Here is a 16090-nt window from a genome sequence, read left to right on the forward strand (position 1 = left end):
CGCCGAAATGATCCCGGAGATAATGAATGGCTCAGGCGAATTGCTTCGCTTGATCCAAACTCGGATCGATCTCCTCTTTACGATGTCAGAAAACACGCACGTCACCGTCCATCCGGACCAATGAGTGCGAAGTGATGTTTCGCGGACGATATGAACAGAGCTTCCTGCAAAGACGCATTCTCGAGCTTCAATTCCATCTGGTGGAGCCAGACGGGATCGAACCGACGACCTCATGCTTGCAAAGCACGCGCTCTCCCAGCTGAGCTATGGCCCCGTACCAGAAGACGAATGCTCCGCACTCGATCAAAATGGTGGGCCTGGGAAGACTTGAACTTCCGACCTCACGCTTATCAAGCGCGCGCTCTAACCAACTGAGCTACAAGCCCCTAACACGAGAGACATGCCGGCGCGCACCCGACCTGAAGTCGGTGCATCGCACAGCGCTCAGCCCCTGGCGCGTGTTCGTCCGCGAAGAAAGAGAAACGAAGACGGCGAAATCCCGCCAATGGAGCTCAACAATCCTGAAACTGTTGGCCCCTGAATGTTTCTAAAACGATCCGATAGATAGCGTGAGCTGATCTGAAGGATCATCCTTAGAAAGGAGGTGATCCAGCCGCAGGTTCCCCTACGGCTACCTTGTTACGACTTCACCCCAGTCGCTGACCCTACCGTGGCCGGCTGCCCCCTTTCGGTTAGCGCACCGTCTTCAGGTAAAACCAACTCCCATGGTGTGACGGGCGGTGTGTACAAGGCCCGGGAACGTATTCACCGTGGCGTGCTGATCCACGATTACTAGCGATTCCAACTTCATGGGCTCGAGTTGCAGAGCCCAATCCGAACTGAGACGGCTTTTTGAGATTTGCGAAGGGTCGCCCCTTAGCATCCCATTGTCACCGCCATTGTAGCACGTGTGTAGCCCAGCCCGTAAGGGCCATGAGGACTTGACGTCATCCCCACCTTCCTCGCGGCTTATCACCGGCAGTCTCCTTAGAGTGCTCAACTAAATGGTAGCAACTAAGGACGGGGGTTGCGCTCGTTGCGGGACTTAACCCAACATCTCACGACACGAGCTGACGACAGCCATGCAGCACCTGTCTCCGGTCCAGCCGAACTGAAGAACTCCGTCTCTGGAGTCCGCGACCGGGATGTCAAGGGCTGGTAAGGTTCTGCGCGTTGCGTCGAATTAAACCACATGCTCCACCGCTTGTGCGGGCCCCCGTCAATTCCTTTGAGTTTTAATCTTGCGACCGTACTCCCCAGGCGGAATGCTTAAAGCGTTAGCTGCGCCACTAGTGAGTAAACCCACTAACGGCTGGCATTCATCGTTTACGGCGTGGACTACCAGGGTATCTAATCCTGTTTGCTCCCCACGCTTTCGTGCCTCAGCGTCAGTATCGGGCCAGTGAGCCGCCTTCGCCACTGGTGTTCTTGCGAATATCTACGAATTTCACCTCTACACTCGCAGTTCCACTCACCTCTCCCGAACTCAAGATCTTCAGTATCAAAGGCAGTTCTGGAGTTGAGCTCCAGGATTTCACCCCTGACTTAAAGACCCGCCTACGCACCCTTTACGCCCAGTGATTCCGAGCAACGCTAGCCCCCTTCGTATTACCGCGGCTGCTGGCACGAAGTTAGCCGGGGCTTATTCTTGCGGTACCGTCATTATCTTCCCGCACAAAAGAGCTTTACAACCCTAGGGCCTTCATCACTCACGCGGCATGGCTGGATCAGGCTTGCGCCCATTGTCCAATATTCCCCACTGCTGCCTCCCGTAGGAGTTTGGGCCGTGTCTCAGTCCCAATGTGGCTGATCATCCTCTCAGACCAGCTACTGATCGTCGCCTTGGTGAGCCATTACCTCACCAACTAGCTAATCAGACGCGGGCCGATCTTTCGGCGATAAATCTTTCCCCGTAAGGGCTTATCCGGTATTAGCTGAAGTTTCCCTCAGTTGTTCCGAACCAAAAGGTACGTTCCCACGCGTTACTCACCCGTCTGCCGCTGACATATTGCTATGCCCGCTCGACTTGCATGTGTTAAGCCTGCCGCCAGCGTTCGCTCTGAGCCAGGATCAAACTCTCAAGTTGGACTTGAAACCTTGAACCGGCTGATCACAACGTTTGACGAGGTCCCACCATTCTTCGTCGACCGAAGTCAACGAGCCGCCTGCGATTCACATCGTTGGCAGCGATGGTGTAACCTTTAAAACGTGTACCGCCGAAGTCTTTCGTCCACTCTCAGAAGTCAAAAGCCGAAGCCTTCAAGTATTCCGAGAGACGCAAGGACTCCGCCGTCCACGTTTCTCTTTCTTCATCTTCACTTGTCAAACAGCCCGGGATCCGATGACCCCACACCCTTAGAGGGTGGTTCTACCCTTCACCGGCCGACGGTGAACTTCAACCGATTTATGTCGGCTGTTGTGTCACTCATCGAAGTGAGGAGCATCAGTGGCGCGTTCGCTCGCCTTGGTCAGTGACCCGGCGGCGCCGCGCTCAGTGGTTGGTTTATAGTCCGCACCCCTCGGGATTGTCAACGGCCATTGTCAACAAATCGTCGCACGCCCAAATCGCTTGTGCAGTGCGAAGAAATTCTCGTGCTTTCCGTGGCTTAGGTCGGAGGTAAAAATTCGCCACCCAGCCCTCGCGGCAAAAAACTTTAAAAAAAGTTCGTCGCCGGGGAGCCCGTGAGGCCCTCCAAAACGGGTTCCGACCGCCCCGGGGGGGGGGGGGCGGCGGGCATCGACCTGCTTTCAGGGAAGCTTTTCCACCTCAAATGCCGCACTTGAGCCACAATCCTGCGACGTTCTGGCTATAACGAATGCATTGAACCGCTCGTAACCTGTGGGGGCTGGGGCGGTTTTTCTGGGGGACCAGGCGATTTTCTCCAAGAATCCGTCGCCTCTTCCCTTCGCGGCCGAGCAACATCGAGAGATCTGCACACCATTGACGTTCGAGAGTGCGGCTAGCTAATGGCCATCGGCTTCTCGAATTCGATGCGTGTGGCTCGCCACACTGCCGAGATTCCTCTTCGGGGGATCAAGGTGGGGACGAGGACGAGCTGAGGTCGATCGCAGTTGCTGGAATTTGGGGGGATATCGGGTTGAGCCAACGGGCGTCACGCGGAAGCGGCATTGGGCGCGAGACCGGGATGATCGATCTCGGTCACGAACCGCCGCTTTCAGTCGACGGCACCGAGGCCGCGGTGATCGACCGCCGCCGTGTCTCCGTTCAATGGTTTAGCGGCACCATTCTGACTGGACTATGTGGCGCGGCCCTGATCGGCGGCGCCGTTTTTGCGTCGCTCGACGGCGAGATGACCTTCGCCAAGGTGCCGGAGCGCGTTGAAGGCGCGCTCCGCGGCGCGTTCACCGGCAACGATCGCGTCGTCAGCCTGCACAAGGGCGACCGCCTGCCGCCGCCCAGCGAATCCTCCGCCTCCCGCAGTCTGGTGCGCGTGTCGACCGTGACCCGCGTCGGCAATCGCGACGTGATGCGGGTGCGGCCCTTCATCCGAATTTCCGGCAATCTCTCGATGACCACGAGCGATCTGTCGGCAAAAATCCCTGCGTTCAATGCGCAGCGTCTGCTGACCGATGTCGGCTCCGACACGCCGGCGGCGGCCGAGGATCCGAATGCCGCGGCCGAGCCCGACGCCGAGGTCTCGTTCGTCACCAAGGATCTCGGCTCAGTGCTGCCGAAGGCCAAGCTCGCCGCCGTCGTCGCGCTCGACGACGTGCTGATGCGGGTCCGCGACGCAGCCAACTGGCGCGGCTCCGGCGGCTCGGTGCGCTACGCTTCACTCGCCAATGCCGCGGCTGACGCGAGCGGCGCCGGCCCCGACATGAGGATGGCCTACGCCACCGAGGGCAACACCTCCGATCCCTATGCCGGCTTCGAGACGCGCGTAGTGCCTGAGAACGTCACCCTGCTGCCGAAGACCAAAGAGCAGGTCACCGGCGGCAATCCGGTCGGCGAACGGGTTCATGTCGTCAGGAAGGGCGACAGCATCACCTCGATCCTGCGCGATCAGGGCGCGACACCCGACGAGGCGAAGGCGATCGCCGCAACGCTCGGCCCGCGCGGCCGCGACGGCGGCCTGAAGGAGGGCCAGAAGGTACGAATCCTGATGGCGCCGGCGGCGCCCGGACCGAATGTCAGGCTGCAGCCCTATCGCGTGATCGTCGCCAACGAATCCGTCATCGAAGCCGTCGCCGCGCTGTCCGATCTCGGCAAATACGTCGCCGTCGACGTGCAGAGCATGAACACTGTCACCGAGACCGCCGACAATTCCAGCGACGATGATGAGGATGATGGCAGCGGCGTGCGGCTCTACCAGAGCATTTACGAGACCGCGCTGCGCAACAAGGTGCCGCCGACCGTCATCGAAGACATGGTCAAGATCTACTCCTACGACGTCGATTTCCAGCGCAAGGTCCAGCCGGGCGACTCGTTCGACGTGTTCTTTGCCGGCGAGGACGAGGGCGTCACCAGCACCGAAAAGACCGAAGTGCTCTACGCCGCGCTGACCGTGGGCGGCGAAACCAAGAAATACTACCGATTCCAGAGCTCGGACGACGGCCTCGTCGACTACTATGACGAGACCGGCAAGAGCGCGAAGAAGTTCCTGGTGCGCAAGCCGGTCAACAACGCGATCATGCGTTCGGGCTTCGGCGGCCGCCGCCACCCGATCCTCGGCTATGTGAAGATGCACACCGGCGTCGACTGGGCCACCGCCTACGGCACGCCGATCTTCGCTTCCGGCAACGGCGTGCTCGAGAAGGTCGGATACGAGGGCGGTTACGGCAAATATATCCGCATGAAGCATGCCAATGGCTACGAGACCGCCTACGGCCACATGTCGGCCTTCGCCAAGGGCATGGAGATCGGCAAGAAGGTGCGGCAGGGCCAGGTGATCGGCTTCGTCGGCTCGACCGGCCAGTCGACCGGCCCGCACGTCCACTACGAAATCCTGGTCAACGGCCGATTCGTCGACCCGATGCGCGTGAAGCTGCCGCGCGGCCGTTCGCTCGAGGGCCCGATGCTGGCGAACTTCGAGAAGGAGCGCGACCGGATCGAGGCCCAGATGTCCAGCCGCGGCAGCTCGCGAATCGTCTCGGACGCCACCAGTTCCACGTCGCAGACGCGCTCCACCACCAACCGCTGACGGCGGAAACCTCGCTCAGGAAGCCGTTCCATCCGGAACCATCCGCACCGGTCAAGCTTTGTCCGCTTGGGCAAACCTTGCAGAGGAGGCGCGCATGGCAAGCCTCACCCGCGACGACGTGCTGAAAGCCGTCGGCTCCGCCGACGACGTCACGATCGCGAGGATTATCGCGTCCGGGGCGACGATCACCGAGCTTGCCGAGGCGCAGGCCTGGCTCGCCAATGACGAGCCGCTGATCAATGCCGGCAAGCCGCTGGCCACCGGCCGCGCCCGCGAGCTGGTCGATATCCTGTCCGAACTCGAGCCCGGCGAGGACGACGAGCCGTCACCGCCCATCGCCCCGCAGGAATGACGGGTCGGCAAGATTTACGGCGCGAGGCTGGCGCAGATCAGGAACACGATTCCGATCGCGGTCAGCCCGAATGCCACGGACGCGAGCGGGAGCAGCATGTCGATGGTGGCATGGGTGCTGTTGATCGTGCTGCCCCAGACCGCGAATTCGCCGGTCCGCCACTCCCGGAAGGGAATCGACCGCTGATGCAGGTCGTGCCGATCGTCGTATTTCCGCCAGATCAGCGATAGCACCCACGGCAACAGCACCGCGACGAACAGCAATACGCTGACGAACATCAGCGACAGCTCGACGTCGTCCTGGCGGTCGAACAATATCCATGCCGCCACCGCGAACCACGCGACGAGGCCGGCGGCTACGCCGTAGACGCGGGGATGAAGATCGTCATAGACGGGCCGGTTATGGGCAATGAGGTCTCTACTCATACAATTCGCCTTCTGCTGAGGGCGACCGGCGGCGTGGCTTTTGCAGGATGATGCAAGGCGGCGCGCGAATCAGCGATGTGATTCGAGCCGAATACTTCCCTTTGGAGCTGCGCGGGACGTTTGCCACGCCAGCCGATCATTCAGGATGAAAACGAACGCCGTCCCGAGGCGGTTTCATTAATTCGGGCCCACAAAACGGGCCGCCAGACAGGAACTCCGTCACGGGCGGCCCGTCGATTGTCGCGGATGCGGCCTGTCGCCAGGCCGCATCCAGTTTCGCTATCGAAACGCTCAGTTCAGCTTGCGCTTCGAGACCGGGGCCTCGAACTGCACGATCTCGGCGGTTTTGGGCACCTGACCGTTGAAGGTCAGCACGTTGCCCTTCTCCGAGATCACCACGTGATCGCCGTCCTTGACCTCGCCGGCGAGGATCATCTCGGCCAGCGGATCCTGCACGCTGCGCTGGATCACCCGCTTCAGCGGGCGGGCGCCGTAAGCCGGATCCCAGCCCTTCTCGGCGAGCCAGTCCCGCGCCTTGGCGTCCAGCGTGAGCTCGATCTTGCGATCCTCGAGCAGCTTGGTCAGCCGCGCGAACTGGATCTCGACGATGCGGCCCATCTCGCTCTTCTGCAGGCGGTGGAACAGGATGATCTCGTCGATGCGGTTCAGGAATTCCGGCCTGAAATGCGCCCGCACGACGCCCATCACCTGATCGCGGACCGCCGCGGTGTCCTCGCCCTCCGGCTGATTCACCAGGGATTCCGAACCGAGGTTCGAGGTCATGATGATCAGCGTGTTGCGGAAGTCGACGGTGCGGCCCTGACCATCGGTCAGGCGGCCGTCGTCGAGCACCTGCAACAGCACGTTGAAGACGTCGGGATGCGCCTTCTCGATCTCGTCGAACAGCACCACTTGATAAGGCCGCCGCCGCACCGCTTCGGTCAGGGCACCGCCCTCGTCGTAGCCGACATAGCCGGGAGGCGCGCCGATCAGCCGCGAGACCGAGTGCTTCTCCATGAATTCGGACATGTCGAGGCGGACCATCGCGGTCTCGTCGTTGAACAGGTCAGCGGCGAGCGCCTTGGTCAGCTCGGTCTTGCCGACGCCGGTGGGGCCCAAGAACATGAACGAGCCGGTCGGCCGGTTCGGATCCTGCAGGCCCGCGCGGGCACGGCGCACGGCGGTTGCCACCGCACGCACGGCTTCAGCCTGGCCGACGACGCGCTTGGCGAGACTGTCCTCCATTTTCAGGAGCTTGTCCTTTTCGCCCTCGAGCATCTTGTCGACCGGCACGCCGGTCCAGCGCGAGACGACCTGCGCGATGTGGTTGGCGGTGACCGCCTCCTCCATCATCTCGCCGCCGTTCGGCCTGCTGTTCGCTTGCGCCTCTATGTCGGCGAGCTTCTTTTCCAGCTCGGGAATCCGGCCATAGGCCAGTTCGCCCGCCTTCTGGAATTCGCCGCGACGCTGCGCATTGGCCAACTCGACGCGGAGCGCATCGAGCTCGCTCTTCAGCTTCTGGGCATTGGAGAGCTTGTTCTTCTCCGCGCTCCAGCGTGCCGTCAGCGCCGTCGATCGCTCCTCCAGCCCTGCGAGCTCCTTCTCCAGGGTCTGCAAGCGGCTCTTGGAGCCGGCATCGTTCTCCTTCTTCAGCGCCTCCTGCTCGATCTTCAGCCGGATGATGTCGCGATCCAGCGAATCGAGCTCTTCCGGCTTCGAATCGACCTGCATCTTCAGCCGCGCCGCCGCCTCGTCCATCAGGTCGATGGCCTTGTCCGGCAGGAAGCGGTCGGTGATATAGCGGTTCGACAGCGTGGTCGCGGCCACCAGCGCGGAATCGGTGATGCGCACGCCGTGATGCTGCTCGTACTTGTCCTTCAGGCCGCGCAGGATCGAGATGGTGTCCTCGACCGTCGGCTCGCTGACATAGATCGGCTGGAACCGGCGGGCCAGCGCCGCATCCTTCTCGACATGCTTGCGGTACTCGTCGAGCGTGGTCGCGCCGATACAGTGCAGCTCGCCGCGCGCGAGCGCAGGCTTCAACAGGTTGGACGCGTCCATCGCGCCGTCGGTCTTGCCGGCGCCGATCAGCGTGTGCATCTCGTCGATGAACAGGATGATGCCGCTCTCGGCGGTCGAGACCTCCTGCAGGACCGACTTCAGCCGCTCCTCGAACTCGCCGCGATATTTCGCGCCGGCGATCAGGGCGCCCATGTCGAGCGACAGCAGCTTCTTGTCCTTCAGGCTCTCCGGCACGTCGCCGTTGAGGATGCGCAGCGCCAGGCCCTCGACGATGGCGGTCTTGCCGACGCCGGGTTCACCGATCAGGACGGGATTGTTCTTGGTCCGCCGCGACAGAACTTGAATCGTGCGGCGGATCTCCTCGTCGCGGCCGATCACCGGGTCGAGCTTGCCGTCGCGCGCAGCCTGGGTCAGGTCGCGGGCATATTTCTTCAGCGCGTCGTAAGCGTTCTCGGCGGTCGCACTGTCGGCGGTGCGGCCCTTGCGCAGCGCTTCGATCGCCGCATTCAGGTTCTGCGCCGTCACGCCGCCCTTGTTCAGGATGGAGGCCGCCTCGCTGCCCTTCTCGAGCGTGAGCCCGAGCAGCAGCCGCTCGACGGTGACAAAACTGTCGCCGGCCTTGTCGGCGGCCTTTTCCGCCGCATCGAAGGCGCGCGCCAGCTCCGGCGACAGGTAGACCTGCCCGGCACCATTGCCCGAGACCTTCGGCAGCTTGTTCAGCGCCTCTTCGGTCGCTTTCAGGATTGCTCTGGAATTGCCGCCCGCACGGTCGATCAGACCGCCCGCGAGTCCCTCATTGTCGTCCAGCAGCACCTTCAACAGATGCAACGGCGAGAACTGCTGGTGACCGTCGCGCATTGCGAGCGACTGGGCAGACTGGATGAATCCGCGCGAGCGCTCGGTGTACTTCTCAATGTTCATTCGTTTTCCCTCGGCCTGCCATCGTCACCCATTCAGGCATGACAACGGCATCTTCATTGGGTTTTCCGCGGGCCGCGTTGACGTTCCTCAACCAGCCTCTGGTCGTCGCCATCATTTTTCAGGCTTGCCGCAGATGTGGGCACTTGGTTCCAAAACGGAAGAGCCACGGTCTGCGATTTCGCCCGATGAAGCTCAGCGCCGCACGATGGCGACAAGGTAGCGGCAGGGCTGAGCCGTTTCGTTACGGAAGACGATGTCCGACGGCGGACCGAGCTCGACGCGGTCGCCCGCAGCGAGCTCATGGCGCTCCGCCCCTTCCATCAAGGTGAGGCGGCCGCTGATCACCCAGACCACCTGGCGGACCAGGTGATAGGCGCTGGCGGGGAAGCCGGCTTCCTGCCTCGCAGGCAGCTCGATCTCCACCAGCTCCAGCGGATTGGCCGGATGCAGGAACACCTGCCGCCGCAGATAGGCCGCCTTCGGATCGCGCCACACCGGCTGATCCTTGGCCCGCTGCAGGCGGGAATTGTGTGAGGCAACCTCGAACAACGCGGCCATGGTCAGACCGTAGGCCGTGGCGATCCGCGACAGCGTCGCCGCCGTCGGGCTTGCCTCCGCCCGCTCGATCTTGCTCAGCATGGCCTTGGACACGCCGGCCCGCCCGGCGAGGTCCGCCAGCGACCAGCCGCGGCCCTCCCGTTCGGCGCGAACCCGCCGCCCGAGAGCCTCATCGGCCTTGTCCTCTATAATTGACATATTGTCTTATATAGTAGACGATGGGGTCCATTCAAGAGGCGCGTCAAGGAACCAGCGATGATTATCCGCCCCGCCACCGAGCAGGACATCCCTGCGATTACCGCGATCTTCAACGAGGCGGTCGCCAACTCGAACGCGATCTGGACGGAGAAGCAGGATTCCGAGGCCGAGAGGCTGGCCTGGATGACGGCCCGGCAGGCTCTGGGCTATCCCGTGCTAGTAGCCGTCGAGGGAGCGACGGTGCTCGGCTATGGCACATTCGGCGACTTCCGGGCCTTCCCGGGTTACCGCTACAGCGTCGAGCACAGCGTCTATATGCATGCCGATCATCGCGGCCGCGGCCTCGGCCGGATCGTCGTCGACGAGCTGATCGCCGCGGCCACCGCGCTCGGCAAGCACGTCATGATCGCCGGCATCGACGGCGGCAATCCCGCCTCGCTCCGGCTGCACGCGCAGGCCGGCTTCGTCGAGGTCGCCCGGATGCCGGAGGTCGGACGCAAGTTCGGCCGCTGGCTCGATCTCGTGTTCATGCAGCGCCTGCTGGACGCTCCTGGAGCGGCGCGCGCCGACTAGTACCTTCCCGCGGGTGGCAGTTCTCCTCGCACGCCAAACAGGCTAGAGCGGGCGAATGGACAACACGCACGCTTCCTCTGCCCGGATCGCCGGCATCTATCGCTATCCCGTCAAGGGTCTCACGCCCGAGCCGCTGCCGCACGCAGAGCTCAAGGCCGGCGAGACGCTCCGCTCCGATCGCCGCTATGCGATCGAGAACGGCCCGAGCGGTTTCGATCCCTCGGTGCCGAAATGGCTGCCGAAGCCGCATTTCCTGATGCTGCAGCGGGACGAGTGGCTGGCGCCGCTGCGCGCCCATTTCGACGATGACAGCCACGTGCTGACGCTGCGTCGGGATGGCGCGATGGTGGCCCAGGGCGACCTCGAGACCGCGGAAGGCCGCGCGGCGATCGAACGCTATTTCGCTGACCGTCATACCGGCCAGATCAAGGGCCCGCCCAAGGTGCTGGTCAGCCCCGGGCACAGCTTCTCCGACGTGCCGCGCAAGGTGGTCTCGATCATCAATCTGGCCAGCCTGCGGGCGATCGAGCAGATGGTGCAGGCGCCGGTCCATCCGCTGCGCTTCCGCGCCAACCTCTATGTCGAAGGCTGGCCGGCCTGGCATGAAGCCAGCCTGCTCGACCAGACCATCGCGATCGGCAGCGCCCGGGCCAGGGTGGTGAAGCGCATCACCCGCTGCGCCGCGGTCAATGTCGATCCCGATACCGGCGCGCGCGACCTCTCGGTGCCGAACACGCTGATGCAGCGTTTCGGCAACAATGAGTGCGGCATCTATGCCGAGATCATCAGCGATGGCGGCGCCGCCGTCGGCGACACGATTGCCGCTGAGGGACCTGTAGCGTCGTAGGCCGGGCAAGGCGCGTGCGCGCCCTGCCCCGCTTTCGAGCGATCAGTTGGTCGGCATCACATAGGCGTAGATGCGGCCGCGCGAGACCCGCGTCTCGCGGACGCGGTGGCCGCTGTTGCCCGAGATCATGATCGGATTGCCCTTGGCATCGACGCCGGTGATGATGCCGACATGGCCGCCGCCGCGGCGGCTCATCACGGCGATGGCGCCGACCTGCGGTCCCGAAACGCGCGTGCCGTATTTGGCGAACGAGCTCGCCATGTCGGAGCCGGTGCCGCGATGGCCGGTGTGCTGCAGCACCATGTTCATGAAGCGGGCGCACCACAGGCTGGAGCGGCCGGTCGGATTGCCGCCGAGATAGCGGCGCGCCTCGGCCACGATGCCGGACGAGCCGAAGCCGTTTGCCGCAATCACGCCGCCCGTGTTGGGCACGGGGTCAGCGCTGCCGGGCAACGGCGCTGCGTTGGTTTCGATGATCCCGCCCGGCTGCGCGAGTGCGCGGCGCTCGGCGCGCGACAGCCGCGCTGCGGGCCGATAGTGATGACGGGCATAATGACGCGCGTGATGGCCGGCATGGGCCGAATGCGCGTGACGTGAATGATGCGGACGGGCGGATGCCGGTGCGGCGGAGATCACGGCGAGAGTGAGCGAACACAGAGCCAGCGCCAAAACACGAAGCGACCGGCGACACGCAAGCAACTGAACCATACTTCACTAGATCCTCTGTAACACCCCCCAATTCCCCGTCGCGTTCCCAAGGAAACACTCAAGGGAACACGGCGGTGGTTTTGAAAATCGGGATGGCGCGAGGAAGATTTCATGCGGCACTGCGGGAACAATTTCTGGGTCATTCCGCGATGATTCGATGACGAGAAAGGAACCGGAACTGCCGCATTGCGGCCTTGAAAATTAACTGCAAATCTGGGGGCGGCCAACGAGAGGAGAATTTCAATGCCCTACGCCACGACGAAAGATCATGTCCGCCTCCATTTCGAAGAGGCCGGCAGCGGAACCCCGATCATCTTCCTGCACGAGTTCGCCGCGGATCACACCAATTGGGAGCCGCAGATGCGCTATTTCGCGCGCGGCCACCGCTGCATCGCCTATTCGGCGCGCGGCTACACGCCGTCCGACGTGCCTGCGAGTGCCGACGTCTACACCTACCAGCACTTCTATACCGACGCGCTCGCCGTGCTCGACCATCTCGGCATCGCCAGGGCGCATTTCGTCGGACTCTCGATGGGCTCCTATTCGTCGCTGCAGGTCGCCCTCAACGCGCCGGAGCGCGCGCTGTCGATGACGCTGGCCGCGGTCGGCTCCGGCTCGAGCCTCGAGAATCTCGACGCCTTCCGCGCGCAGTGCCGCGCCAATGCCGCGCAATACGAGAGCATCGGCGCGGTTGAGGTCGCCAAGGTGACGCGCGAAGCGCCGAGCCGGATTCCGTTCCTGGTCAAGGATCCGCGCGGCCACGCCGATTTCTACGCCGCGCTCGCCCGCCACGACGCCAGAGGCTCAGCCAACACGATGCGCAGCTTCCAGGGCGGTCGGCCCTCGATCTACACCATGACCGACGCCATCAAGCGCGCCGCGACGCCGGCGCTGATTCTGTGCGGCGACGAGGACGACAATTGCATTGCGCCCAGCATGTTTCTGAAGCAGCATCTGCCGGCGGCCGGCCTCTCGTTCTTCCCGAAGTCGGGTCACGTGCTCAACCTCGAGGAGCCGGCGCTGTTCAACGAGATGGTCGGGCGCTTCATCGCGCTGGTCGAGGCCGGCCGCTGGCCGGTGCGCGATCCGAGGTCGCTGGTGGCGGCGCCGGTGTAGTCCTGTCATTCCGGGGCGATGCGCAGCATCGAACCCGGAATCTCGAGATTCCGGGTTCACGCTTCGCGTGCCCCGGAATGACGCCATGACGTCACTTCCCCTGCCCACCCCTGCTGAGCAGGAACACACCCTGCTCGCCGAACATGTTCCACACCCACCACGGCAGGTTGAGCGGCACCGGACGGCCGTAGAGATCGAGCGCCACCGCGCGCTCCATCTTGACGTTGATCTCCTCGCAGAGCTGCACGAAATCCTTGATGGTGCAGAAGTGGATGTTCGAGGTGTCGTACCAGCTCGCCGGCAAATTCTCGGTGCGCGGCATGTGGCCCCCGATCAACAGCTGCAGCCGCATCTTCCAGAACCCGAAATTCGGGAACGAGACGATGGCGCGCTGGCCGATGCGCAGCAGATTTTCCAGCACCACCTTGGGCTGTCGCGTCGCCTGCAAGGTCTGCGACAGGATCACGTAGTCGAACGCATCGTCGGGATAGTTGACGAGATCGGTGTCGGCATCGCCCTGCACCACGGCGAGCCCCTTGGCGACGCAGCCATTGACGCCCTCGCGTGACAGCTCGATGCCGCGGCCGTCGATGCCGCGGCTTTCCAGCAGCTGCAACAACTCGCCGTCGCCGCAGCCGACATCGAGCACGCGCGAGCCCGGCCGCACCATGTCGGCGACCAGCAGATGATCGGTGCGATAGCCGCCGGTCCGCTCCGGCGCGATACCCGGCAAGGGCAATGTCTGCTGCATGCTCATGACCGGCCGCCGTCCTTCAGGCCGCGCGCCTTGCCTGCGGCCAGCAGGAAGGCACGGGAGATCTCGAGGAATTCCGGCACATCGAGCAGGAAGGCGTCGTGGCCCTTGTCGGTCTCGATCTCGGCGAACGACACCCGTGCGCTCGACGCGTTCAGCGCATGCACCAGCGCGCGCGATTCCGAGGTCGGAAACAGCCAGTCGCTGGTGAAGGACACCACGCAGAACCGGGTCTGGATGCCAGCGAACGCCTTCGCCAGCACACCGTTGTGGTCGGCGGCGATGTCGAAATAGTCCATCGCGCGGGTCAAATAGAGATAGGAGTTGGCGTCGAAGCGCTCGACAAAGGACGAGCCCTGATAGCGCAGGTAGCTCTCGACCTGGAAGTCCGCATCGAACGAGAAGGTCGGCAGCTCGCGGTCCTGCATCCGCCGTCCGAACTTGCGGTGCAGCGCGGCGTCCGAGAGATAGGTGATGTGCGCGGCCATCCGCGCCACCGCCAATCCACGGTGCGGATGGGTGTCCTCGTCGACATAGCGGCCGCCGCGCCAGTCCGGATCAGCCATCACGGCCTGGCGGCCGAGCTCGTGGAACGCGATGTTCTGCGCCGAGTGGCGCGTCGAGCAGGCGATCGCGAGCGTCGAGAATACGCGCTCCGGATAGGCCGCGGTCCATTGCAGCACCTGCATGCCGCCCATCGAACCGCCGACCACGCAGAACAGCGTATTGATGCCGAGGCGATCGATCAGCATCGCCTGCGCGCGCACCATGTCGGGGATGGTGATGATCGGGAAATCGAGTCCCCACACCTTGCCGGTCGCGGGGTTCAACGACGCGGGGCCGGTCGAGCCCATGCAGCCGCCGATCACATTGGAGCAAATGATGAAGTATTTTTCGGGATCGATCGGCCGACCGGCGCCGACCATGGTCTCCCACCAGCCGGGCTTGCCGGTGACGGGATGGATGTTGTTGACATGCTGATCGCCGGTCAGCGCGTGGCAGACCAGGATCGCGTTGGAGCGGTCGGCATTGAGCTCGCCATAGGTCTGGTAGGCGATCTGGAATGGTGCGAGATCGACGCCGCAATCGAGCTTGAGCGGCTGGTCCATCCCGAACTTCGCCACCAATGACGACGGATGGTCGGCCTCATGGGCGCGATCATCGCTCGGGGTTTGTGGGCTCGGTATCGGACGCACGTTGCTCATCTAGGCGACCCTGCCTCCGCGCGGGAGGGCTCGACGGACCTCAGGCCAATAAAAAACCCGGCCTGAACAAAGGTTCGGCCGGGAGCTGATAAGGTCCCCGGCCTGTTTAGCGAGTTGTTTAACGTGGCTGCAAGCCGGCCGGCTCAAATGACCACGGGACGCAGGGAACGTAGTCCCCACGCCCCCCGCCGTCAAGACAGCCCTGCCCACGGCCAATTGGTTAACCGAATGCGCAAGGCACGCCTGCGACGTTTCTCTTTGCTTTCGCTGCCCGTCTTTCCTAATCAGGGACCCTGTCCGACGCGGCACCGGGCCGCCCCGACGACAAGGTTTGAGAGCATGTCCAACCCACCCCCGTCGCCGCCCTCGCTGCAGGATCTGCGCAAGGAGATCGATGCGATCGACGAGCAGGTTCACCGCCTGTTGATGGCGCGCGGCGACATCATCGACCGCCTGATCCAGGTCAAGAAGACCCAGGAGGTCGGCTCGGCATTCCGCCCGGCGCGCGAGGCCAGCATGATGCGCGAGCTGGTGCGGCGTCATCGCGGCATCCTGCCGCTCGACACCATCGAGAGCATCTGGCGCGTCATCATCTCGACCTTCACCTATGTGCAGGCGCCATTCGCGGTGCATGCCGATGTTTCCGTCGGCGAATCGGCCATGCGCGACTCGGCGCGGTTTCACTTCGGCTTCGTGGTGCCCTACGTGTCGCATTTCAGCGCGCAGGCCGCGGTCGAGGCGGTGGCGAAATCGAAGGGCGACCTCGCGCTGGTCTCCGCGATCGCGAGCCGCACGCCGTGGTGGAATGCGCTCGAGGCCGATGGCGCGCCGAAGATCATCGCGCGGCTGCCGTTCCTCGAACGCGCCGACCATCCCGCCGCGCTGCCGGTGTTCGTGATCTCGCGGGTCGCCGACGACGCCATGGTCACCGAAGTGCAGACCTGGAGCGTGCGCGTCTCCGGCTGGAACGCCGATGTCGCCCGGGCGCTTGCGCCGCTCGCCGAGATCGTCGCGGTCCCCGACACCGCTTTCGACGGCGCGGCGCTCCTGATCTCGGTCACCGGCCACGATTTCGAGGCCATCAAGCTCGCCCTGATCAAGGCCGGCGCCTCGGTTCGCTCGTCGGCCCTCGTCGGCAGCCACGCAACGCGCTATACGGTGCCCTCTAACGGATCGGCCAGGACCTGAAGCAAGAGCCAGCCGCCCGTCCAGACTTTTGTTTTGACGCGTTTTCTTCACGCGAACCGGT

The 16090-nt window shown here is 63.6% G+C and carries 12 protein-coding genes, 2 tRNA genes, 1 rRNA gene and 1 riboswitch; of the genes, 6 read left to right on the forward strand and 9 right to left on the reverse strand.

The features are described from left to right. Nucleotides 1-198 precede the first annotated feature (198 nt). From ACVIHF_RS30275 to ACVIHF_RS30285, 3 genes are all read right to left on the reverse strand, one after another. Nucleotides 199-274 (reverse strand) — tRNA-Ala (locus ACVIHF_RS30275). Nucleotides 275-309: 35 nt separating this feature from the next. Next, a tRNA-Ile gene (locus ACVIHF_RS30280) sits at nucleotides 310-386 on the reverse strand. A gap of 211 nt (nucleotides 387-597) precedes the next feature. Next, nucleotides 598-2086, reverse strand: a 16S ribosomal RNA gene (locus ACVIHF_RS30285). Between the two features lie 1012 nt (nucleotides 2087-3098). Here ACVIHF_RS30285 and ACVIHF_RS30290 point away from each other — a divergent pair. After that, nucleotides 3099-5162, forward strand: coding sequence for a M23 family metallopeptidase (locus ACVIHF_RS30290; RefSeq protein WP_456778862.1), 2064 nt, complete (start codon nucleotides 3099-3101; stop codon nucleotides 5160-5162). A 94-nt stretch (nucleotides 5163-5256) separates the two neighbouring features. Then, complete coding sequence (locus ACVIHF_RS30295; RefSeq protein ID WP_225645335.1) at nucleotides 5257-5514, forward strand: hypothetical protein; 258 nt, start codon at nucleotides 5257-5259, stop codon at nucleotides 5512-5514. A 14-nt stretch (nucleotides 5515-5528) separates the two neighbouring features. Here ACVIHF_RS30295 and ACVIHF_RS30300 read toward each other — a convergent pair whose 3' ends face one another. The 3 genes from ACVIHF_RS30300 to ACVIHF_RS30310 all read right to left on the reverse strand — a co-directional run bounded on the left by ACVIHF_RS30300 (nucleotide 5529) and on the right by ACVIHF_RS30310 (nucleotide 9638). Beyond that, nucleotides 5529-5939 (reverse strand): hypothetical protein, encoded by a 411-nt coding sequence (locus ACVIHF_RS30300; protein ID WP_092080634.1) that lies wholly within the window; start codon nucleotides 5937-5939, stop codon nucleotides 5529-5531. Nucleotides 5940-6230: 291 nt separating this feature from the next. After that, nucleotides 6231-8882, reverse strand: a complete 2652-nt coding sequence (gene clpB / locus ACVIHF_RS30305; RefSeq protein ID WP_456778861.1) for an ATP-dependent chaperone ClpB — start codon at nucleotides 8880-8882, stop codon at nucleotides 6231-6233. 192 nt (nucleotides 8883-9074) lie between these two features. After that, nucleotides 9075-9638 (reverse strand): helix-turn-helix domain-containing protein, encoded by a 564-nt coding sequence (locus ACVIHF_RS30310; protein ID WP_168858416.1) that lies wholly within the window; start codon nucleotides 9636-9638, stop codon nucleotides 9075-9077. A 57-nt stretch (nucleotides 9639-9695) separates the two neighbouring features. Here ACVIHF_RS30310 and ACVIHF_RS30315 point away from each other — a divergent pair, with 57 nt between their 5' ends. Further along, the gene (locus ACVIHF_RS30315; protein ID WP_456778860.1) at nucleotides 9696-10211 is read left to right on the forward strand and encodes an N-acetyltransferase family protein; all 516 of its coding nucleotides are present in this window, start codon (nucleotides 9696-9698) and stop codon (nucleotides 10209-10211) included. Between the two features lie 55 nt (nucleotides 10212-10266). Next, complete coding sequence (locus ACVIHF_RS30320) at nucleotides 10267-11058, forward strand: MOSC domain-containing protein (RefSeq protein WP_253606691.1); 792 nt, start codon at nucleotides 10267-10269, stop codon at nucleotides 11056-11058. A 42-nt stretch (nucleotides 11059-11100) separates the two neighbouring features. Here ACVIHF_RS30320 and ACVIHF_RS30325 read toward each other — a convergent pair whose 3' ends face one another. Beyond that, nucleotides 11101-11766: a TIGR02594 family protein gene (locus tag ACVIHF_RS30325; RefSeq protein WP_456778859.1), complete on the reverse strand. Its 666-nt coding sequence runs from the start codon at nucleotides 11764-11766 to the stop codon at nucleotides 11101-11103. Nucleotides 11767-12009: 243 nt separating this feature from the next. Here ACVIHF_RS30325 and ACVIHF_RS30330 point away from each other — a divergent pair, with 243 nt between their 5' ends. Continuing rightward, complete coding sequence (locus tag ACVIHF_RS30330; protein WP_456778858.1) at nucleotides 12010-12882, forward strand: alpha/beta fold hydrolase; 873 nt, start codon at nucleotides 12010-12012, stop codon at nucleotides 12880-12882. A gap of 91 nt (nucleotides 12883-12973) precedes the next feature. Here the strand turns inward: ACVIHF_RS30330 and metW are convergent, their stop codons facing one another. Continuing rightward, complete coding sequence (metW, locus tag ACVIHF_RS30335) at nucleotides 12974-13639, reverse strand: methionine biosynthesis protein MetW (RefSeq protein ID WP_057017864.1); 666 nt, start codon at nucleotides 13637-13639, stop codon at nucleotides 12974-12976. Next, entirely contained in the window at nucleotides 13636-14841 is a 1206-nt protein-coding gene (gene metX / locus ACVIHF_RS30340) for a homoserine O-acetyltransferase MetX (RefSeq protein WP_456778857.1), read from the reverse strand. The genes metW and metX overlap by 4 nt, the downstream gene beginning before the upstream one ends. An 85-nt stretch (nucleotides 14842-14926) precedes the next feature. After that, nucleotides 14927-15006: riboswitch (SAM riboswitch) on the reverse strand. Nucleotides 15007-15180: 174 nt separating this feature from the next. Here metX and ACVIHF_RS30345 point away from each other — a divergent pair. Further along, complete coding sequence (locus tag ACVIHF_RS30345; RefSeq protein WP_225645326.1) at nucleotides 15181-16029, forward strand: chorismate mutase; 849 nt, start codon at nucleotides 15181-15183, stop codon at nucleotides 16027-16029. The last annotated feature ends 61 nt before the right edge of the window (nucleotides 16030-16090 follow it).

The organism is Bradyrhizobium sp. USDA 4506 (assembly GCF_054058795.1).